Raw genomic sequence first — 20,556 nt, forward strand, 5'->3', positions numbered from 1 at the left:
TCCGCCCGGGTCCTGCCCGCGACGGCAGGCCCCGCCCGCGCCGCTACATCGCCGCGAGGATGTCCACGGAGAACACCAGGGTGGCCCCCTTCTTGACGACACCGCCGGTCGGCGGGTTGTCGCCGTACGCCAGGTTCGGCGGGACGACGATCGTCACCCGGCTGCCCACCTTCTTGCCGGTCACGCCCTGTGCCAGACCGTCGACGACCTGCTTCATCTGCTCCACCGAGAACTGGCTCAGCCGTCCCGAGTCGTACGTCTGCTGGAACGTCTGGCCGCCGTCCCAGACCACGCCCTTGAACTGGCACAGGATCGTCTGGTCCGCCTTGACCTCGGCGCCGTCACCCTCCAGGACGTAGTTCGACACCAGCTTCTTCGGCGGGTCCGTCTTGGGGATGTCGATCGAGGGAGCCTTGCCGTCGGTGTTGGTGCCCACCTTCGGCAGGGCCGCGTCGCTCTGCGCGACCGGCTTGCCCTGGGACGAGCTCTTCGAGTTGAAGGAGTCCAGCACGTCGACGACGAACACCAGCGTGTCCGTGCCCTTGATGCCCGCCTGCGAATTGCCCGACTTGCCGTAGCCCCACGTCGGCGGCACCGCCATCTCGACCCGGCTGCCGACCTTCTTGCCGGTCAGCGCGTACCGCCAGCCGTCGATCACGCTGCCCTGCGCCAGCTGGATGACGATCGGCCGGTTGCGGTCGTAGGAGTTGTCGAAGACCTTCCCCGAGGACCAGATCTGGCCGAGGTAGTTCGCCTGGATGAAGTCGTTCTCCGCGATCGGCTTCCCGGAGCCCGCGATCACCGTCTTCACCGCGAGGTTCGCCGACGGCTCCCCCGGCCCCTTGGCGACCGTCGGCTTCTCGTTGAACTTGGTGCCCGCCGTGATGGCCGGCAGCGGGCCCTCCACGATCTTCGGCGGTGGTACGGAGGCCGAGGGCGACGGCGACGCGCTCGCCTTGCTGGAGTCGGACTTGTCGTCACCGCATCCGGCGAGCGTGACCAGTCCTGCGGGCAGGGCGGCAAGGAGAAGTGAGCGTCGGCGCACGGTCGTGACCTCGTAATCGGTCGATCTTGTTGATGGCGTGCGCGCAACTCTACGGTGTGACAGGGGCGCCGTACGGAAACGTACGGCGCCCGTGTGGCGTTCCGGCACTCTTGTGCGGAAACGCTCCGCTCACCTCATACCGATCACATTCCGGCGATCAGCTTCTCCACCCGGTCGTCCACCGAACGGAACGGGTCCTTGCACAACACCGTGCGCTGCGCCTGGTCGTTCAGCTTCAGATGCACCCAGTCGACCGTGAAGTCCCGGCGCTGTTCCTGCGCGCGCCGGATGAAATCGCCGCGCAGCCTGGCGCGAGTGGTCTGCGGGGGCACCGACTTGCCCTCGAAGATCTTCAAGTCATTGCAGATCCGGGCGGCTTGACCGCGCTTCTCCAGCAGGTAGTACAGGCCACGACGACGGTGGATGTCGTGGTACGCGAGGTCTATCTGCGCGACCCGCGGATGCGACATCGTCATATTGTGCTTGGCCCGGTACCGCTCGATGAGTTTGTACTTCATCACCCAGTCGATCTCGGTGCCGATCCGGTCCAGATCCTCCGCCTCGATGGCGTCCAGCGTGCGGCCCCACAGCTCCAGGACCTGCTCGACCGTGCCGGTGCGGATCCCGCGGCGCTCGCAGAAGTCCACGGCCTTCTCGTAGTACTCCCGCTGCACCTCGAGCGCCGAGGCCTCCCGGCCGCTGGCCAGGCGCACCTTGCGCCGGCCCGTGATGTCATGGCTGACCTCGCGGATCGCCCGGATCGGGTTCTCCAGGGTCAGATCCCGCATCACCGTGCCCGCCTCGATCATGCGCAGCACCAGGTCCGTCGCGCCGACCTTCAGCAGCATCGTCGTCTCGGACATGTTCGAGTCGCCCACGATGACATGCAGCCGGCGGTAGCGCTCCGCGTCCGCGTGCGGCTCGTCCCGGGTGTTGATGATGGGCCGGGAACGGGTCGTCGCCGAGGAGACGCCCTCCCAGATGTGCTCCGCCCGCTGACTCACGCAGTACACCGCACCGCGCGGCGTCTGCAGCACCTTGCCCGCGCCGCACAGCAGCTGCCGGGTCACCAGGAACGGAATGAGGATGTCGGCGAGCCGGGAGAACTCCCCGTGCCGCGCCACCAGATAGTTCTCGTGACAACCGTAGGAGTTGCCCGCCGAGTCCGTGTTGTTCTTGAAAAGGTAGACGTCGCCCGCGATTCCCTCCTCGTGCAGGCGTCGTTCCGCGTCCACCAGAAGCCCTTCGAGAATGCGCTCTCCGGCCTTGTCGTGGGTGACCAGTTCGATCACATTGTCACATTCGGGTGTCGCGTATTCCGGATGTGACCCCACGTCGAGATAGAGCCGGGCGCCGTTCCGCAGAAAGACATTGCTGCTACGACCCCATGACACGACACGGCGGAAGAGGTACCGCGCCACCTCGTCAGGCGACAGGCGGCGCTGTCCCCTGAACGTGCACGTGACGCCGTACTCGTTCTCCAGCCCGAAAATGCGGCGGTCCATGACTGAACATTACGCCCGATCCCCTGAGCTGAAACGGGGTTCGGCAGCACGATTTGGATCATTTTCCGATGAAGCCGCAACCACCGCACCCCCAGCGGGAGCTGCGAGGACCCGCCCGGTGGCCAGCAGAACCAGCAACGACACGGCCCCCGCCGCACCCGGCACCGCGAAGCCCCACAGCGCGCCACCCGACTGGACCACCGGGCCCGCCACGCCCGTTCCCACCGACGCGCCCACCGTGAACGTCGTCACGAGCCAGGAGAAAGCCTCGGTGACCGTACCGCTCGGCGCGTGCCGGTCCACGATCACGAACGCACAGGCGATGGCCGGCGCCAGGAAGACTCCGGCGACCACCGTGAGCAGCACCATCGCCACCGCGCCCGGCATCAGCATCAGCGGCAGGTAACACACCGCCAGAAGCCCCACCAGGACCCTGAGTCGCCGCTCCGGCGCGCCGGCCCACCGCCGCGCCCCGTACACGGACCCGCCCAGCAGCGCACCCAGCCCCAGCGCCGCCATCAGCCAGCCGTACACCGCGTCGCCGCCGTGGTCGTCCGCGTACGGCACGGAGGCCACCGTGATGGAGCCCATCGCGATGCCCACGAACAGGAACGAGCCCAGCAGCGCCAGCAGCCCGGGTGACCTGAGCGCGCCCAGCCAGTGCGCCTCGCGCGGCGCCGAACGCCATGCGCGCGAGGGCGGCGAGACGACCACGGAGAGCGCCCCCAGCACACCGACGACGCTCAGGACGAGCAGCGCGGCCCGCTCCGACCACAGCGACACGCACAGCGTCACGAGCAACGGCCCGACGGTGTACATCACTTCCTGGGCCACCGCATCCATGGCGTACGCCGTGTGCACCTGCCCCTCCCGGCGCAGCACCGAGGGCCACAGGGCACGCAGCCCGCCCTCCAGGGGCGGAGTGAACAGACCCGCGGCCGCGACCGTGGCGTACGCCGCGGGCAGCGGGTCGGTGCCGGCGAAGGCGAAGGCGGTCATCGAGAGGGCGGACAGGACCGCGGCGGGAAACTGCACGCGCGGCTGCCCGTACAGGTCCACCAGACGCCCCAGCACCGGCTGTCCCACGGCGTTGGCCACTCCGTACACGGCCGCCAGGGCGCCGGCGAGGCTGTAGGTGCCGCCCTGCGCGCGGACGAACAGCACCATCGCGATCGCCGCCGTGGCGTTCGGCAGCCGGCCCACCAGCGTGCCCACCAGCAGCCGGGCCGCGTGCCTCGCCCTGAGGATCTCCAGGTATCCCGCGGCCATGCCCCACCCTCACGTTTTACGTATAACTTCCACTGTCATACGTACCATGTGCGCTGTTCGGGCGTCCAGACGACGAACAGCACGGGACCCTACGAAGGAGCACATCCACGGTGTCACGCAGCAGCACGCGCCCCACAAGCCGTGACGTGGCACAGGCCGCCGGGGTCTCCCAGGCCGCCGTCTCGCTCGTGCTCGGCGACAAATGGCGCGGCCGCGTCTCCGAAGCCACCGCCGAACGCGTCCGCGAAGCCGCACGCGAACTCGGCTACCGGCCCAACCTCGCCGCCCGCAACCTGCGCCTGGGCCGCACCCGCACCGTCCTCCTCGTCGTCCCGGCCCTCACCACCGAATTCTTCGCCGGCGTCTACACCGGGGCCGCCCGAGTCGCCGCCCAGCACGGCTTCGGCGTCGTCCTCTACCCCTCCCCCGAAGGCATCGGCCCGGCCCGCGACCCCTTCGCCTCCGCACAGGCCGCCCTCGACGGCGTCATCGCCTCCTCCATGGCCGCCGACGCCCTCACCGCCATCCGCGGCGACCAACTCCCCCTCGTCATGCTCGACAGCGACCCGGAAGGCAGCCTCGGCGCCGCCACCGTCAACCTCGACATCACCGACGGCGTCCGCCAGGTCGCCGACCACCTCCTCGGCCTCGGCCACCGCCGCTTCCTCCACCTCGCCGCCGACATCGCCTCCTGGACCTTCGAGGTACGCGCGCGTGAGCTGGCGGCACGCGTCGGCACCGTCCCCGGCACGGACGTCCGCACCATCCACGCCCCCATCTCGATCGAGGGCGCCCTCGCCGCCACGGAGGCCGCCCTGGCCCAGCCCGGACCCCGGCCCACCGCCCTCGTGTGCGACGACGACAAGCTCGCGGCCGGCGCCTACAAGGCACTGCGCCGCCGGGGCCTGCGCATCCCCGACGACATCTCCGTCACGGGCCTCGACGACCTCGCTCTCGCCACCGCCATCGACCCCGAGCTCACCACCGTGCGCCTCGACGCGGAAACCTTCGGCGAACGCGGCATGCAGGCCCTCCTTGCCGTCCTGGAGGGCCGCGAGCCCGCCGGCGGCGACATCCCGGTGGAACTGGTCGTACGGGGCTCCACGGCGCCGCCACGGGACGTCTGAGGCCCGCCGCTCACCCCTCGGTCCCGCACGCCATGACGACCGCGCCCCGGCCGATGACAACCGGCCGGGGCACGCGGGGCGAGGTGAGACGCGGAGCTACTCCTCCTCGGAGCTCTCCGCCTCCGTGGCCGCACCGTCCGCCTCCAGCAGGCGGGACAGCTGACGGCCGACGATGCGCTTGAACTTGCGCTGCTGCGGACGCGTCCTGTCCAGCACCGCGACCTCCAGGCGCTCCGCGGGAATCTCCCGCTCACTGCCGTTCGTGTCGCGGGACAGGGCCTGCACGGCCAGCTTCAGCGCCTCGGCCAGACTCATACCGTCCTGGTGACGCTGATCGAGAAAACTGCTGATCTGCTCGGCGTTACCGCCCACCGCGACCGAACCGTGCTCGTCCACGATGGACCCGTCGTGCGGCAGCCGGTAGATCTGGTCACCCTCCGGCGTCTCCCCGACCTCGGCCACGACCAGCTCCACCTCGTACGGCTTCTCGGCCGCACTGGAGAAGATCGTGCCCAGCGTCTGGGCGTACACATTGGCCAGACCGCGGGCGGTCACATCGTCCCGGTCGTAGGTGTAACCCCGCAGATCGGCATAGCGGACACCGCCGATGCGCAGGTTCTCGTACTCGTTGTACTTGCCGGCGGCCGCGAAGCCGATCCGGTCGTAGATCTCGCTGAACTTGTGCAGCGCGCGGGACGGGTTCTCACCGACGAAGACAATGCCGTCGGCGTACTGCAGCACGACCAGGCTGCGGCCACGGGCGATGCCCTTGCGGGCGTACTCCGCCCGGTCGGCCATGGCCTGCTGGGGTGAGACATAGAACGGCGTCGACACCGGTTATCCATCCCTTTCTGTCGAAGTCACTGGACCACCTTCACAAGACCGGGCGTCGGGCTAGAGCAGAGCGGCCCGCGGGCCGTCCGGCTCCTCCAGACGCCGCGCCAGCACCGCACGGGCGACCTCGGAGGACTCGTCCTCGGTCAGCCGGCGGAAACCGTCCTCGGTGATCACGGTGACGATCGGGTAGATCCGGCGGGCGACATCGGGACCACCGGTCGCCGAGTCGTCGTCTGCCGCGTCGTACAGGGCCTGCACCACGAGCGTGGTCGCCTGGTCCTCGGTCAGATCCTCACGGAACAGCTTCTTCATCGCACCGCGCGCGAAGATCGAGCCCGAGCCGGTGGCGGCGAAGTTGTGCTCCTCGGAGCGGCCGCCCGTCACGTCGTAGGAGAAGATCCGCCCCTTGACCCGGTCCACGTCGAACCCGGCGAACAGCGGCACCACGGCCAGGCCCTGCATCGCCATGCCGAGGTTGGACCGGATCATCGTCGACAGCCGGTTCGCCTTGCCCTCCAGCGACAGCTGCGCGCCTTCGACCTTCTCGAAGTGCTCCAGCTCCAGCTGGAAGAGCTTGACCATCTCGACGGCCAGACCGGCGGTGCCGGCGATACCGACCGCCGAGTACTCGTCGGCCGGGAACACCTTCTCGATGTCCCGCTGGGCGATGACGTTGCCCATGGTGGCCCGGCGGTCACCGGCGAGCACCACACCCCCGGGGAACGTCACGGCCACGATGGTCGTGCCGTGCGGCGCCTCGATCACACCCTGGGTGGGCGGCAGCTGCCGCTTGCCGGGCAGCAGCTCGGGCTGGTGCTCGGAGAGAAAGTCCATGAACGAAGAGGACCCTGGCGTCAGGAAGGCAGCTGGTAGACGCCCGGTGCCACGAGTATTGGCTTCCACGAGTTTCCTTCCAGATAGGCTGCGGCCCGGCGAGCGGCGTCGGGATCGTCACCCAACTTGCCGATGGCCGAATTGCAGTTGAAGCACAGTACGCCACGGACCCTACCCGTCTTGTGGCAGTGATCCACATGTACGGCCGGAGCCTTCAGGCAGATCACGCAGAGCCCCTTCTGAGAGGCGACCGTCGCGTCACGCTCGGCTTCGGTGAGGCTGTAGTTACGCTTCAGGTGACGCTCACGTCCCGCGACAGCCCGGCACGCTTTACAGCGCGTCGACAGCCCGTCGGAGGCCGCGTTCTTGTGCCACTCGCTCCACGGCTTGACCTCGTCACACCCCAAACAGTGCTTGCACCCCTCGGGCACATTCACTCGGCGAACCCTCTTGCCCTGAGCCTCGCGGCCCCGCCGGTAAGCCTCCGCCCCGCATTCGCGGCAACGATCCTGTAGCCCGTCGAGCTCGGACCTGTTGGCCGCGAATGCGCTGGTGGGGAGTGTCCGCTTGCATGCCGAGCACTGCTTCCCGACACCCAAATCGGACATTTACTACTACTCCCCACCCTTCTGGACAAATGACCGAACGAAATCCTCGGCGTTCTCTTCGAGCACATCATCGATTTCGTCCAGGACGGAGTCCACGTCATCGCTCAGCTTCTCGTGCCGCTCCTTGAGGTCGTCGGAAGCCTGCGCGTCCTGCGCCTGCTCCTCGACCTCCTCCGTGGAGCGCGTCGCCTTCTGCTGGCCGCCGCCGGTGTCCTTGGTCGCCATAACCCTCACCCCGCTCAGTTCGCCCGACATGGTCGACAGGTCGGCATTCCTGCCGATCGGTGATGATCAGACCCTACAAGCCGGGTCCGACATCGGCCCCGCAGTTTCTCCAACGTACGGGGGCCACCTCGATGATTCCCGGGCGCCGGGATTTCCACCCCGCGCGCCCGATGCGGTCCGCGTGTCCGGTCAGCCGCCGGAAAGGACCCTGACCAGGTCTTCTGCGGTGCGGCAGCGGTCCAGGAGCTCCTTGACGTGATTTCGCGTTCCGCGAAGCGGTTCGAGGGTTGGGACGCGCTGGAGGCTGTCGCGGCCGGGGAGGTCGAAGATGACCGAGTCCCAGGAGGCCGCGGCGACGTCGTCCGCGTACTGCTCCAGGCAGCGGCCGCGGAAGTAGGCCCGGGTGTCCTCCGGAGGGCTCGTACGGGCCTGCTCGACGTCGGCCTCGTCCAGCAGCCGCTTCATGCGTCCACGGGCCACCAGGCGGTTGTAGAGGCCCTTCTCGGCCCGTACGTCCGCGTACTGGAGGTCGACGAGGTGCAGCCGGGCGGCGTCCCAGTCGAGGCCGTCGCGGCGGCGGTAGCCCTCCATGAGCTCCCGCTTGGCCACCCAGTCCAGCTCCCCCGCCAGACTCATGGGGTCGTTCTCCAGGCGGTTGAGGGTGTCCTCCCAGCGGGTGAGGACGTCCTTGGTCTGGTCGTCGGCGTCGGCGCCGAAGCGGTCCTCGACATACTTGCGTGACAGCTCGAAGTACTCCATCTGCAGCTGGACCGCGGTGAGTGTCCGGCCGCTGCGGAGCGTGACGAGACGCTTGAGCGTCGGGTCGTGGGAGACCTGGTGCAGGGTCCGTACCGGCTGGTCCACGGCCAGGTCGACCGCGATGAAGCCGTCCTCGATCATGGAGAGGACCAGGGCCGTCGTGCCGAGCTTCAGGTAGGTGGAGATCTCCGAGAGGTTCGCGTCGCCGATGATCACATGGAGGCGGCGGTACTTCTCCGCGTCGGCGTGGGGCTCGTCGCGGGTGTTGATGATGGGCCGCTTGAGGGTGGTCTCCAGGCCCACCTCGACCTCGAAGTAGTCGGCGCGCTGGCTGAGCTGGAAGCCGTGCTCGTGGCCGTCCTGACCGATGCCGACGCGGCCCGCTCCGGCGAAGACCGGGCGGGAAACGAAGAAGGGCGTGAGGTGGCGCACGATGTCCGAGAAGGGGGTCTCCCGCTTCATCAGGTAGTTCTCGTGCGTGCCGTAGGAGGCGCCCTTGTTGTCGGTGTTGTTCTTGTAGAGGTGGATGGGCTGGGCGCCGGGCAGCTGGGCGGCGCGTTCCGCGGCCTCGGCCATGATCCGCTCGCCGGCCTTGTCCCAGAGGACGGCGTCGCGGGGGTTGGTGACCTCGGGGGCGCTGTATTCGGGGTGTGCGTGGTCGACGTAGAGGCGGGCACCGTTGGTGAGGATCACATTGGCGAGTCCGATGTCCTCGTCGGTGAGCTGGCTGGCGTCGGCGGCCTCGCGGGCGAGGTCGAAGCCTCGGGCGTCCCGCAGCGGGTTCTCCTCCTCGAAGTCCCAGCGGGCCCGGCGGGCCCGGTGCATCGCCGCCGCGTAGGCGTTGACGATCTGGGATGAGGTGAGCATGGCATTGGCGTTGGGGTGGCCGGGGACGGAGATCCCGTACTCCGTCTCGATGCCCATTACTCGCCGTACGGTCATGCGGCCCTCCTTGCCCGGCGGCACCCTCGGTCGTGGACGCCGCTCAAGTACCGCTGGCGCTCCGGTGCGTGTGCGGTGCCCGTCCCCGCACTGCGCGACTCGGCGGTAGGAAAGAGCCTAGAACGCCTTTGCGCTGGTGGGGAGATCATTTGCGTCATTGCCTGCTCCAGCCGTGGCCCGAAAAACAGTCGGCTGCGGGTACCCGGTGAGGGCACCCGCAGCCGCCCTGTGTTTTACAGGTACTGACCGGTGTTCGCCACCGTGTCGATGGAGCGTCCGGTGTCCGCGCCCTGCTTTCCGGTGATGAGGGTACGGATGTAGACGATCCGTTCGCCCTTCTTTCCGGAGATCCGGGCCCAGTCGTCGGGGTTGGTGGTGTTGGGCAGGTCTTCGTTCTCCTTGAACTCGTCCACGCAGGCCTGGAGCAGGTGGGAGACGCGGAGACCCTTCTGGTTGTGTTCGAGGAATTCCTTGATCGCCATTTTCTTGGCGCGTCCGACAATGTTTTCGATCATGGCGCCGGAGTTGAAGTCCTTGAAGTAGAGGACTTCCTTGTCACCGTTGGCGTAGGTGACCTCCAGGAAGCGGTTTTCCTCGGATTCGGCGTACATGTGCTCGACCGCGGTCTGGATCATGCTCTGGACCGTGGTGGACTTGTCGCCGCTGTGCTCGCCGAGGTCGTCCGCGTGCAGCGGGAGGCGCTCGGTGAGGTACTTCCCGAAGATGTCCTTGGCCGCTTCGGCGTCCGGACGCTCGATCTTGATCTTCACGTCGAGGCGGCCGGGGCGCAGGATGGCGGGGTCGATCATGTCCTCGCGGTTGGAGGCACCGATCACGACCACGTTCTGCAGGCCCTCGACACCGTCGATCTCGGCGAGCAGCTGGGGGACGATGGTGTTCTCCACGTCCGAGCTGACGCCGGAGCCACGGGTGCGGAAGAGGGATTCCATCTCGTCGAAGAAGACGATCACGGGGGTGCCCTCGCTGGCCTTCTCCCGTGCGCGCTGGAAGACGAGGCGGATCTGCCGCTCGGTCTCGCCGACGTACTTGTTCAGGAGCTCGGGGCCCTTGATGTTGAGGAAGAAGCTCTTGCCGGCGGCCTGGCCGGTCACCTCGGCGACCTTCTTGGCCAGCGAGTTGGCCACGGCCTTGGCGATGAGTGTCTTTCCGCATCCGGGAGGCCCGTACAGCAGGACGCCCTTCGGCGGCCGCAGTTCGTGCTCCTTGAACAGGTCGGGGTAGAGGTAGGGGAGCTCGACGGCGTCGCGGATGGCCTCGATCTGGTTGCCGAGGCCGCCGATCTGCTCGTAGCCGATGTCGGGGACCTCTTCGAGGACGAGTTCCTCGACCTCGCTCTTGGGGACGACCTCGTAGACGTAGCCGGAGCGGGGTTCGAGCAGGAGGGCGTCGCCGGGGCGGATGGTGACGTCCAGCAGCGGCTCGGCGAGCCGTACCACCCGTTCCTCGTCGGTGTGCCCGAGCACCAGGGCGCGCTCGCCGTCCTCGAGGATCTCCTTGAGGGTGACGATGTCCCCGACGCGCTCGTACTCCATGGCCTCGACCACGTTGAGCGCCTCGTTGAGCATGACTTCCTGGCCGCGCCTGAGGTCGTCGAGGTCGACGCTGGGGCTGACGTTCACCCGGAGCTTGCGGCCCCCGGTGAAGATGTCGGCCGTGCCGTCCTCGTTCGCCGTCAGGAAGACGCCGAAGCCGGCCGGTGGCTGCGCGAGCCTGTCGACCTCTTCCTTGAGGGCCACGATCTGGTCCCGGGCCTCGCGGAGCGTGTTGGCGAGTCGCTCGTTCTGGGCGGACACGCCGGCCAGGTTCGTCTGCAGCTCGACGATCCGCTCTTCGAGAATCCTCGTGTGTCGCGGAGAGTCGGCGAGCTTGCGTCGCAGGACGGCGATCTCCTGCTCAAGGTAGGCGATCTGCCCGGCCGGGTCGTCGGACCCTCGTCCCGGGCGGATGCCGCGGTTCATGTCGTCGTCGTGGGCTGCCACGGTCCTCACCTCCTCCAAGGGGAGCTGGACGCTTCCAGACCCTACCTGGGTGGGTGTCGATTGAAACCCCTAGATCACAAAGACTGTCAAGGAGTGTCCGATCTTCACCCTTGCGCTCTCCCTCACGCCAGGGGAATACCCACCGAACATGATTGGGAAGCCGCCGGAGGTAGGCTCCAAGTGTTCAACACCCTTCAGAGCTGGCCGGATTCCCGTTGGCTCGGCGCAGATACGTCAGGAGAGATGACCGTGCAGCAGGCGACCCGAAGCGGCGGCGAGGCGCTGGAGGTCTGGATCGACCAGGACCTGTGTACGGGCGACGGGATCTGCGCCCAGTACGCACCGGAAGTGTTCGAGCTGGACATCGACGGGCTGGCCTATGTGAAGGGCGCGGACGACGAGCTGCTGCAGGCCAAGGGGGCAGTCACCGCGGTGCCGTTGCCGCTTTTGACGGACGTGGTGGACTCGGCGAAGGAATGCCCCGGCGAGTGCATTCATGTGCGTCGAGTTTCGGACAAGGTGGAGGTCTACGGACCCGACGCGGAGTGAGCCTCCAGCCACTCACCGTGATCATTGTCTGATTTCTCACACGCCCTGGGATCCCAGGGCGTGTTTCGTGTGTCCGGCGCGCGCGCCGGAGCTCACACGCTGTGGGCGCCGGCGGGTGTGGAGCGGACGAACGCGCCGTCCTTCCACTGCCACTTGGCTCCCGTCCTGACGTCGGGGCAGCAACTGGGCACGTCGGCCGAGGAGTAGCCGAGCAGGGTCGCGGTGACGGCTCCGGTGCGTACGGTGAAGTCGGTGACGGTGAGCCGGTCCTTGGGGTCGACGAGGGTGGCGACGACACGGGGCCGTTGGGCGTCGGCGGCCTGGGTGAGGACGTAGACGCCGTCGGGCGGGGTGCCCATGGGGGCGTCGCAGTGGACCACCGCGACCGTCTCGGGCCGGCCGTCGCCGTCGAGGTCTCCGGTGGCCTTCTTCTGGACCTTCACCTTCACCGGACCGCATTTGAGGGGGAAGTCGACGCCCTCGGTGCTGGGCGGCGCGGCAGCCGCGGGGGCGGTCTTCGTTCCGGTGCCGGGGTCGGGCTGTGCGGCCTTGGCCGAGCCGGGCTGCAGCACGGAGGAGAGGGCCACGACGCCGGCGACGGCGGCCGCGGTGGTGACCCAGTGGATGGGGCGGGCGTGAGTGTGAGCCAGTTCCGGGACGGCGGATTGCTGCACTAGGAGTGTCTCCTGTGGTGGCTGTGCCGGTGGGGGTGGCCAGCATGGTGCCACACGTCACACCGCGGGGGAACGGCGGGGTCCGGGATTTCGGCAGGCTGTGCGGCTTGTGGGCGGCGAAGGCCCGGGATCCTGGTGCTCTGTCAACGCGTGGGCGCCGTGGCGGAGTTCCGAAGCGGTCCTGGGAACTCGGCCACGGCGCCCGTGCGTTGCTCTGGCGAAAGGCGACGAAGGTGGCAGGAAGGCGACAAAGCGGCGCCTCAGCGACCGGCGCCTCCGTCGGCGTTGGGGCCTGCGTAGTCCTCGCCGTAGGCGCCCTTGGCGGGGCGGCGGCGGCGCATGGGCGGCTCGACGCCGTCGGCGAGGCGGCGGGCGGTGAGGAGGAAGCCGGTGTGGCCGATCATCCGGTGGTCGGGGCGGACGGCCAGTCCCTCGATGTGCCAGTTGCGGATCATCGTCTCCCAGGAGGTCGGCTCGTTGAAGCAGCCGATCTCGCGGATGGACTCGACGGTCCGGGCGAGCTGGGTGGTGGTGGCGACGTAGCAGCACAGGATGCCGCCGGGCACGAGTGCCTTGGAGACGGCCTCCAGGCACTCCCAGGGGGCGAGCATGTCGAGGATGACGCGGTCGACGTCGGTGTCGGACAGGTTGTCCTGGAGGTCGCCGACGGTGAGCTGCCAGGCCGGGTGCGGGCCGCCGAAGTAGCGCTCGACGTTCTGCCGGGCGATGTCGGCGAAGTCCTCGCGGCGCTCGTAGGAGTGCAGCATGCCCTGGTCGCCGATGGCCCGCAGCAGGAAGCTGCTGAGCGAGCCGGAGCCGACGCCGGCCTCCACGACGCGGGCGCCGGAGAAGATGTCGGCGAAGGCGAGGATCTGTCCCGCGTCCTTCGGGTAGACGACGGCTGCCCCGCGGGGCATGGACAGGACGTAGTCGGGGAGCAGGGGGCGCAGCGCGAGGTAGGCGACGTTTCCGGTGGTGCGGACAACGCTGCCCTCGGGAGCGCCGATCAGCTCGTCGTGGGGGAAGGAGCCCTTGTGGGTGTGGAAGTTCTTCCCGGCTTCGAGCGTGAACGTGTAGTGGCGGCCCTTGGGGTCGGTCAGCTGTACCTGGTCCCCGACCTTGAAGGGCCCGCGCCTGCGGGCGGCACCGGTCGGTTCGGACATGTGAACAGCCTACCGGTCCCCACGGGCGGCTCGGACCAACGCAAGAGGTGGGCGGCCCGACGGTGCGGGTGAACGGTGCGGGCCGACCGCGCCCGCGTCACGCGGGTCTTGCCATGGCCTTGACGAAGGCGCGCTCGACGTCGGCGGCGGAGAGCACTCCGTAGATCTCCCCGGTCTCCTCGACGACGAGGTACTCGGTGGCCGGGGTGGCGCGCAGGGCGTCGAGGAGTTCCTCCCCGGAGAGCTCGGCGGAGACGCGCATGCCTTCGGTGAGTTCCTGGGCGAGACCGCCGACGGAGACCCAGGGGCGGCGGTGTTCGGGTACGCCGACGATAGCGGCCTCGCGGACGAGCGAGAGGGGGTTGCCGTCGGCGTCGACGACCACGAGGGCGCGGGCACCGGCCGCGTTGGCGCGGCGCAGGGCCTCCGAGAGCGGGGTGTCGGTCTGCACGGGGACGGCCCGGCGGGTGAGGGTGCGAGCGCGCAGCTCGGGGAGGTGTTCGCGCAGGCGGGCCATGCGGAGGCTGTTGCCGGCGCCGGTCCAGATGATCGCGGCGAGGATGGCGGCGAGCAGGGCGTCGGTGACCGTGTCCATGCCGTTGATCTCCTCGTTGCCGGAGCCGAGGGCGCCGGACTGGTTGAGGAGTGGCAGGCCGATCAGGACGGAGATGGCGAGGGCGCGGCCGACCCAGGCGGCGGCGACGGTGCCGCTCATGGGCTTGCCGGTGATTTTCCAGACGACGGCGCGGAGCATACGGCCGCCGTCGAGGGGCAGGCCGGGCAGCAGGTTGAAGGCGGCGACGATGAGGTTGGAGATCATCAGGCCGGCCAGCAGGACACCGGGGACGGTGCCGGGTCGCACGGGCTGCATGGCGAGGTAGAACACCCCGGCGAGCACGAGGGAGAGCAGCGGGCCGACGAAGGCCAGCACGAACTCCCGGCCCGGTGTCTCGGCCTCCTTCTCGATCTCGGAGACGCCGCCGAAGAACTGGAGCTGGATGCGGCGGACCGGGAGTTTGAAGCGGATGGCGGCGACGGTGTGGGCGAGCTCGTGGACCAGGACGGAGGCGTAGAAGGCGACCGCGAAGAAGAGGGACACGAGGTAGCGGGCGGCGCCGAGCTCGGGCAGCACGCGGTCCAGCTGTCCGCCGAACACCCAGGTGATCAGGGCGGCGACCAGGAACCAGCTGGGTGCCACGTAGACGGGTACTCCGAAGGGCCGCCCCATGAGTAGCCCCCCGCCGGGTTCCTTGGGTCGCACCGGCGGCCGTCCCTTGGCGATCCCGGCGTCGGCGTGGGACCGGTCGGGGTGCTTGTCGAAGCCGGGGGCGGGGTCGGGTTCCGGGTGGCCGGCGGGGGTGGTGCCGGGGGCCGGGGTGTCACCGGTGTCCTCTTCGTCGCCCGGGGCCGAGGCCTTGTCCTCGGCTTCCGCGGGAGTGGTCGGCTCCGGCCTCGGCTCGGGGCGGGTGGGGCTGTCGGCGCCGTCCGCGGTGGGCGGTTGCGCGGCGTCGTCGGGCTGCGGCCCGGGGGGCTCGGTGGCCGGGGTCGTAGGAACTGTGGGGTGTTCGGTCGGCTTTTCGTTGCCGGGCCGCGGCTGCCCGCTCCCGCCGCTCACGTCCACGGTGTCCCCTCGTTCGAAGCGTCTTCCGCACCATCCGGGCGGAAGGGTCTGGGGTCGATGGTATGCGGCCGTCGTGACTCGTTCCGCCCCGGCACCCCCTGTGTTTGTCCGGCGGCAGTACGGGACCGTGGCCCGCGGGTGGGTGACTGTCAGTGGCGGGCCGTATGGTCTGTGGTCATGGACAGCAGCATCGAGGGCGCAGAGGCGGTTCCACCGGTCATGACCGAGCCGGTGACGGCGGAGACCGAGGGTGCGGCGGCGGCCGCTGCCCGGCCCGCGGTCATAGCGCCCGCTTCGCTGTCTCCCTCGCGGGCCAGTGACTTCATGCAGTGCCCGCTGCTGTACCGGTTCCGGGTGATCGACCGGCTGCCGGAGAAGCCGAGCGAGGCGGCGACCAGGGGCACCCTGGTGCATGCGGTCCTTGAGCGGCTCTTCGACGCACCCGCCGCCGAGCGGACCGCGCCCAGGGCGAAGTCGCTGATCCCGGGACAGTGGGACCGGCTGCGGGAGACGAAGCCCGAGGTGCTGGAGCTGTTCGCGGAGGATCCGGAGGGCGAGCGGCTCGCGCGCTGGATGGGCGAGGCCGAGCGGCTCGTGGAGCGGTGGTTCACGCTGGAGGACCCGACCCGGCTGGAGCCCGCCGAGCGCGAGCTGTTCGTGGAGGCCGAGCTGGAGTCGGGGCTGCGGCTGCGCGGGATCATCGACCGGGTCGATGTGGCGCCGACCGGTGAGGTGCGGATCGTCGACTACAAGACGGGCAAGGCGCCCCGGCCCGAGTACGCCGAGGGCGCGCTGTTCCAGATGAAGTTCTACGCCCTGGTCGTGTGGCGGCTGAAGAACGTGATCCCGCGGCGGCTGCAGCTCGTCTACCTCGGCAGTGGTGATGTGCTGACGTACGACCCGGTCCTCGCCGACCTGGAGCGCGTCGAGCGGAAGCTGCTCGCGCTGTGGGAGGCGATCCGGCAGGCCACCGAGACGGGCCAGTGGCGGCCGCGTCCGACCAAGCTGTGCGGCTGGTGCGACCACCAGGCGCACTGTCCGGAGTTCGGCGGCACTCCCCCGCCGTATCCGCTGCCGGTCACCGCGGCCGGGTCGGGCGAGGTGTGAGCCTTCGGGGCCGTGCCCCGGAGGCGAGTCGATGAGCCCGCGCAGGGCAGAATGGGCCGGACTAGCGAAGGAGACTCACGTGGCCATCCGCGTCCTACTGGTCGACGACCAGCCGCTGCTGCGTACGGGCTTCCGGATGATCCTGGAGGCCGAGCAGGACATCGCGGTCGTCGGCGAGGCCGGAGACGGCCTCCAGGCGCTCGACCAGGTGCGGGCCCTGCAGCCCGATGTGGTTCTGATGGACATCCGCATGCCGCGGATGGACGGTGTGGAGGCGACCCGGCAGATCACCGGGCCGGGCCGGGACGGGCCGGCAAAGGTGCTCGTGCTGACCACCTTCGACCTGGACGAGTACGTGGTGGAGGCGCTGCGGGCCGGGGCCAGCGGGTTCCTGCTGAAGGACGCGCCCGCCGATGAGCTGGTGCAGGCGATCCGGGTGGTGGCCGACGGTGAGGCCATGCTCGCGCCGAGCATCACGCGGCGGCTGCTCGACAAGTACGCCACGCATCTGCCGTCGGGTGACGAGCCGGTGCCGGACACGCTGCACACGCTCACCGACCGTGAGGTGGAGGTGCTGAAGCTGGTGGCGCGCGGGCTGTCGAACGCCGAGATCGCCGCGGACCTGTTCGTCAGCGAGACGACGGTCAAGACGCATGTCGGGCATGTGCTGACCAAGCTGGGACTGCGGGACCGGGTGCAGGCGGCGGTGTATGCGTACGAGAGCGGGCTGGTGCGCCCCGGCGCGCAGTAGCAAGTAGCAACAAGAGCAAGTAGCAATAGCGGTAGGAGAGCGGCGGAGCAGCCCGTCCGACGACGAGGGCGCCCCTTCCCCGGTGGAGAGATCCGGGGGAAGGGGCGCCTTTCGTGTGTGTGCCGGGGGGGGCCGTCAGCTCTTGCTGAGTTCCCAGAAGCGGAACACGGTCGAGGCGTCGAGGCAGTACTCCAGCCCGTAGACGCCGTCGCGGGTGACCGCGTACTGCTTGGCCTGCCAGACGGGGAGCACCGGGAGCTCGTCGGCGACGATGTTCTGGAGGCGGCCGAAGTCCCCGTCGGTGGCGGAGCGGTCGCTCTGGGCGGCGGTGCTCGGGATGAGGGAGCCGGTGATCGTGGTGTTGCGGTAGTTGTTGCTCAGCACGTTGCCCTTGCCGAAGAAGGGGGCCGTGAAGTTGTCGGCGTCCGGGTAGTCGGGCACCCAGCCCTTCACGTACACGCCGTACTTGCCCTTGGCGATGTCCTTCTCGTACTGGTCGAAGGCGACGGACTTGACGTCGGCGTCGAACAGGCCGCTGGCGTTGAGCTGCCCGGCGATGGCCTTCAGCTCCTGGTCGGTGGCGGGGCCGTAGCGGGACGGGGTGGACCAGAGGGTGAGTTTCACCTTGCCGTTGATGCCGGCGGCGTGCAGGGCGGCGGCGGCCTTGGCCTGGGAGGGGCGGGCGCCGTAGGTGTCGAAGAAGGCCGTGTTGTGGCCCGCGATACCGGCCGGGATGATCGAGTAGAGCGGGGTGGCGGTGCCCTGGTAGACGTTCTTGATCAGGGCGTCGCGGTCGATCAGATGGGCGATGGCCTTGCGCACGCCGACCTTTCCGGCGACCGGGTCGTGCATGTTGAAGACCAGGTGCTGGACCTCGGCGCTGCTGCCCTCGATGACCTCGACGCCCTTGCTGCCGTCCTGCTTCTCGATGTCGGCGATGTCGCTCGCGGTCAGACCGCGGTAGGCGATGTCGACCTCGTCGTCGAGGAGGGCCTTCTTCAGGGCGCTCTGGTCGCCGTGGAAGAACTTGAGGGTGACGCCGGAGTTCTTGATCTCGGCGGTGCCCTTGTAGTGGGAGTTGGGTGAGAAGACGGCCTCGTCGTCGCCGAAGGAGTCCAGTTTGTAGGGGCCGGAGCCGACAGCCTTGTCGTCCTTGCGGAGGCCGTTCGCGTCGTACTGCCGGTGGTCGACGATGGAGCCGGCACCGGAGGCGATCTTGCTGGGGAAGGTGGCGTCGGGGACGTTGAGCCGGAAGACGACGGTCTTCTCGTCCGGGGTCGCGACGCTCTCCAGCATCGGGAACATGATCGCGGGACCGGCCGAGTCGTTGATCTTCAGCATGCGGTCGAAGGAGAACTTGACGTCCTTCGAGGTGAGCGGGTCACCGTTGCTGAACTTGAGGCCGTCCTGGAGTGTGCATCGGTAGACCTTGGCCTGGCTGTCGGTGAAGGTGCACTCCTTCGCCGCTTCCGGCTGGGGCTCCACCGCGCCCTTGGGGAAGCTCAGCAAGGACTGGAAGACGTTGTTGAACAACAGCCAGGACCCGGGGTCATAACCGGAGGCGGGGTCCGTGGCGAGGACGTCGTCGGACATCCCCATCACCACGGAGGAGCCGGTTCCCCCGGAATCACCGGTCTCCGAGCCGCAGCCGGTCAACAGGCCGGAGGCCAGCCCCGCCACGATGGGCAGGACCGGCCACTGGTTGCGCTTGTTCACGTGCATGTGCCTTGTCGTCGGATCTCGTCCCCGGAGCCACCGTCCCGGACCCGGGGCACAAACCCGATTACCTTATCGCTCGTCGGCGGTATGCGTCCGCCGGGCGGTAAGTGAGGGATCGTCAGCTGCCCGCTCCGCGGCTGAGCTCCCACAGCTGAAGCGTCGAGGACGAGTTGAGCGCGTAGGAGGTACCCGAGATGTCACTGCGCGCGGCGACGTACTGCTTGCCCTGCCACAGCGGCAGCACCGGAACGTCGGCGGCGACGAGGTCCTGGATGTCCGTGAGGCTCTTGGAGGCGGTCAGCCGGTCGGCCTCGCGGCGGGACTCCGGGATCAGGGTGCCGCGGATCTTGGTGTTGGCGTACGGCGAGCCGAGGAAGTTGTCCTTGTCGAGGAACGGCGCGAGGTAGTTGTCGGCGTCCGGGAAGTCGGGGAACCAACCCATGCCCCAGACGTCGTACGCGCCCTTGCGCGATGCGGACTGGAACGTCGCCCACGGGGTGCCCTGGATGCGGACGTCGAACAGGCCGCTGTCGTTGAGCTGCTTCTGCAGGATCTCGAACTCCTGCTTGGTGGCCGCACCGTAGTGGTCGGTGGTGTAGTGCAGGGTCAGCTTCACCGGGGTGGTGATGCCGGCCTGCGTCAGCAGCGCCTTCGCCTTGGTGAGGCTGGGGTTGCCGTACTTGTTGAAGAACGAGTTGGAGTGGCCGGTCAGGGTGGCCGGGACCAGCGAGTACAGCGGCTCGGCCTGGGTGCCGTACACCTTGGAGACGAGCTCACCGCGGTTGATGACCTGGGCCATCGCCTCGCGGACGGCCTTGTTCTTCACGGTGGGCGCGTTGGTGTTGAAGGCCAGGTAGCGGATCTCCAGGCCCGGCATGTCGACCAGGTCGACATTCGCGTCGGTGCCGGCGTCGAGCTTCTTGATCTGCGACGGCGTCATCGTGCGGATCATGACGTCGATGTCGCCCTTGTCGATGGCGGCGCCCATGGCGGCGGCATCCGTGAAGGAGCGCATCACGACCTTGTCGTTGCTCACCTTCAGGCTCCCCTTGTAGTTGGGGTTCTTGGCGAAGGTGGCGGTGACGATCTCGTCGTTCTTGACGTCGGCCTGCAGGGTGTACGGGCCCGAGCCGTCGATGTCGAACCCGTCGCGCAGCTTGCCCTTGTCGTAGTCCGCGGGGTTGACGATGCCCGCGACCGGAGTGGACAGCTTGTAGGGGAAGGTGGCGTCGGCGGTCTTGAGGTGGAAGATCACCTCGCGGTCGCCCTGCGTCTCGATGGTGTCGATGTCGGACATCAGGGCGAACACACCACTGTCCGCCTTGATGCGCAGGGCACGCTCGATGGAGTACTTGACGTCCTCGGCCGTGATGGCGTCGCCGTTGGCGAACTTCAGGCCGTCGCGGAGCTTGCAGGCGTAGCGTTCGTTGCCGCTGTCGGTGAAGCCGCAGCTCTCTGCGGCCTCGGGCACCGGGTCGCCCTCGCCCTTGGGCTGGATCATCAGAGTCTGCACGGTCTGGCGCAGAATGTTCCAGGTGCCGACGTCGTACGCGTAGGCGGGGTCGAGCGGCGCCGGAGCGTCCTTGGTGGCGGTGAACCGATCCGTGGTGCCGACGACGATCGCGTCGCCGCTCTTGCTCCCGCTGTCGGATCCGCCGCACGCGGCGAGAACCGGCGTGAGCAGGCCGGCCAGGGCCGGCAGCACCAAATGCTTACGGTTCATGCTCGAAGTTCTCCAGCTCTTCGGGTCCGTGTACCCGGCATGCAGGGGTGTCGCGGCGGATCACGGGGGTAACGGCGATGTTCTCGCGATGAGATTAG

Annotated in this window: 18 protein-coding genes; 4 read left to right on the plus strand and 14 right to left on the minus strand. The window is 68.7% G+C overall.

Going from position 1 to position 20,556, the window contains the following annotated elements:
- Positions 1–43 precede the first annotated feature (43 nt).
- From ACZ4EG_RS22190 to ACZ4EG_RS22200, 3 genes are all read right to left on the minus strand, one after another.
- Entirely contained in the window at positions 44–1,045 is a 1,002-nt protein-coding gene (locus ACZ4EG_RS22190; protein WP_467791789.1) for an FKBP-type peptidyl-prolyl cis-trans isomerase, read from the minus strand.
- Positions 1,046–1,188: 143 nt separating this feature from the next.
- Positions 1,189–2,550, minus strand: a complete 1,362-nt coding sequence (gene pafA, locus ACZ4EG_RS22195; protein ID WP_363296693.1) for a Pup--protein ligase — start codon at positions 2,548–2,550, stop codon at positions 1,189–1,191.
- A 9-nt stretch (positions 2,551–2,559) separates the two neighbouring features.
- Complete coding sequence (locus tag ACZ4EG_RS22200; protein ID WP_390710974.1) at positions 2,560–3,819, minus strand: MFS transporter; 1,260 nt, start codon at positions 3,817–3,819, stop codon at positions 2,560–2,562.
- Between the two features lie 110 nt (positions 3,820–3,929).
- On the opposite strand from ACZ4EG_RS22200, the gene ACZ4EG_RS22205 reads away from it, so the two are divergent.
- Entirely contained in the window at positions 3,930–4,946 is a 1,017-nt protein-coding gene (locus ACZ4EG_RS22205) for a LacI family DNA-binding transcriptional regulator (RefSeq protein WP_467791790.1), read from the plus strand.
- A 96-nt stretch (positions 4,947–5,042) separates the two neighbouring features.
- On the opposite strand, the gene prcA is transcribed toward ACZ4EG_RS22205, so the two are convergent.
- From prcA to arc, 6 genes are all read right to left on the minus strand, one after another.
- Positions 5,043–5,780 carry a proteasome subunit alpha gene (gene prcA, locus ACZ4EG_RS22210; protein WP_263206871.1) on the minus strand — a complete coding sequence of 246 codons (738 nt, stop codon included), beginning with the start codon at positions 5,778–5,780 and terminating at the stop codon, positions 5,043–5,045.
- Positions 5,781–5,840: 60 nt separating this feature from the next.
- Positions 5,841–6,686 carry a proteasome subunit beta gene (prcB, locus tag ACZ4EG_RS22215; protein WP_453549761.1) on the minus strand — a complete coding sequence of 282 codons (846 nt, stop codon included), beginning with the start codon at positions 6,684–6,686 and terminating at the stop codon, positions 5,841–5,843.
- Positions 6,638–7,225: an endonuclease VII domain-containing protein gene (locus tag ACZ4EG_RS22220; protein WP_467791791.1), complete on the minus strand. Its 588-nt coding sequence runs from the start codon at positions 7,223–7,225 to the stop codon at positions 6,638–6,640. Before ACZ4EG_RS22220 ends, prcB begins: the two co-directional genes overlap by 49 nt.
- A 6-nt stretch (positions 7,226–7,231) precedes the next feature.
- Positions 7,232–7,450: a ubiquitin-like protein Pup gene (locus ACZ4EG_RS22225; RefSeq protein WP_363296689.1), complete on the minus strand. Its 219-nt coding sequence runs from the start codon at positions 7,448–7,450 to the stop codon at positions 7,232–7,234.
- 189 nt (positions 7,451–7,639) lie between these two features.
- Positions 7,640–9,151 carry a depupylase/deamidase Dop gene (gene dop / locus ACZ4EG_RS22230; RefSeq protein ID WP_453549766.1) on the minus strand — a complete coding sequence of 504 codons (1,512 nt, stop codon included), beginning with the start codon at positions 9,149–9,151 and terminating at the stop codon, positions 7,640–7,642.
- A gap of 233 nt (positions 9,152–9,384) precedes the next feature.
- Positions 9,385–11,151 (minus strand): proteasome ATPase, encoded by a 1,767-nt coding sequence (gene arc, locus ACZ4EG_RS22235; protein ID WP_453549769.1) that lies wholly within the window; start codon positions 11,149–11,151, stop codon positions 9,385–9,387.
- Positions 11,152–11,394: 243 nt separating this feature from the next.
- Between arc and ACZ4EG_RS22240 the strand changes: the two genes are divergently transcribed.
- Positions 11,395–11,700: a ferredoxin gene (locus ACZ4EG_RS22240; RefSeq protein WP_453549771.1), complete on the plus strand. Its 306-nt coding sequence runs from the start codon at positions 11,395–11,397 to the stop codon at positions 11,698–11,700.
- Between the two features lie 92 nt (positions 11,701–11,792).
- Here the strand turns inward: ACZ4EG_RS22240 and ACZ4EG_RS22245 are convergent, their stop codons facing one another.
- The 3 genes from ACZ4EG_RS22245 to ACZ4EG_RS22255 form a co-directional block, all read right to left on the minus strand.
- Positions 11,793–12,374, minus strand: coding sequence for a hypothetical protein (locus ACZ4EG_RS22245; RefSeq protein ID WP_467791792.1), 582 nt, complete (start codon positions 12,372–12,374; stop codon positions 11,793–11,795).
- A gap of 260 nt (positions 12,375–12,634) precedes the next feature.
- The gene (locus ACZ4EG_RS22250; RefSeq protein ID WP_453549776.1) at positions 12,635–13,537 is read right to left on the minus strand and encodes a tRNA (adenine-N1)-methyltransferase; all 903 of its coding nucleotides are present in this window, start codon (positions 13,535–13,537) and stop codon (positions 12,635–12,637) included.
- A 97-nt stretch (positions 13,538–13,634) separates the two neighbouring features.
- Positions 13,635–15,158 carry a site-2 protease family protein gene (locus ACZ4EG_RS22255; RefSeq protein WP_467791793.1) on the minus strand — a complete coding sequence of 508 codons (1,524 nt, stop codon included), beginning with the start codon at positions 15,156–15,158 and terminating at the stop codon, positions 13,635–13,637.
- 177 nt (positions 15,159–15,335) lie between these two features.
- On the opposite strand from ACZ4EG_RS22255, the gene ACZ4EG_RS22260 reads away from it, so the two are divergent.
- Both ACZ4EG_RS22260 and ACZ4EG_RS22265 read left to right on the plus strand, forming a co-directional pair.
- Positions 15,336–16,265: a RecB family exonuclease gene (locus ACZ4EG_RS22260; RefSeq protein WP_453549781.1), complete on the plus strand. Its 930-nt coding sequence runs from the start codon at positions 15,336–15,338 to the stop codon at positions 16,263–16,265.
- A gap of 79 nt (positions 16,266–16,344) precedes the next feature.
- Positions 16,345–17,016: a response regulator gene (locus ACZ4EG_RS22265; RefSeq protein WP_453549784.1), complete on the plus strand. Its 672-nt coding sequence runs from the start codon at positions 16,345–16,347 to the stop codon at positions 17,014–17,016.
- 135 nt (positions 17,017–17,151) lie between these two features.
- On the opposite strand, the gene ACZ4EG_RS22270 is transcribed toward ACZ4EG_RS22265, so the two are convergent.
- A complete protein-coding gene (locus ACZ4EG_RS22270) occupies positions 17,152–18,732 on the minus strand; it encodes an ABC transporter substrate-binding protein (RefSeq protein WP_453550121.1) in 1,581 nt (526 codons plus the stop codon).
- A gap of 121 nt (positions 18,733–18,853) precedes the next feature.
- Positions 18,854–20,458, minus strand: a complete 1,605-nt coding sequence (locus ACZ4EG_RS22275) for an ABC transporter substrate-binding protein (protein ID WP_467791794.1) — start codon at positions 20,456–20,458, stop codon at positions 18,854–18,856.
- Positions 20,459–20,556 lie beyond the last annotated feature (98 nt).

This window comes from Streptomyces sp. NPDC025638, assembly GCF_055558775.1.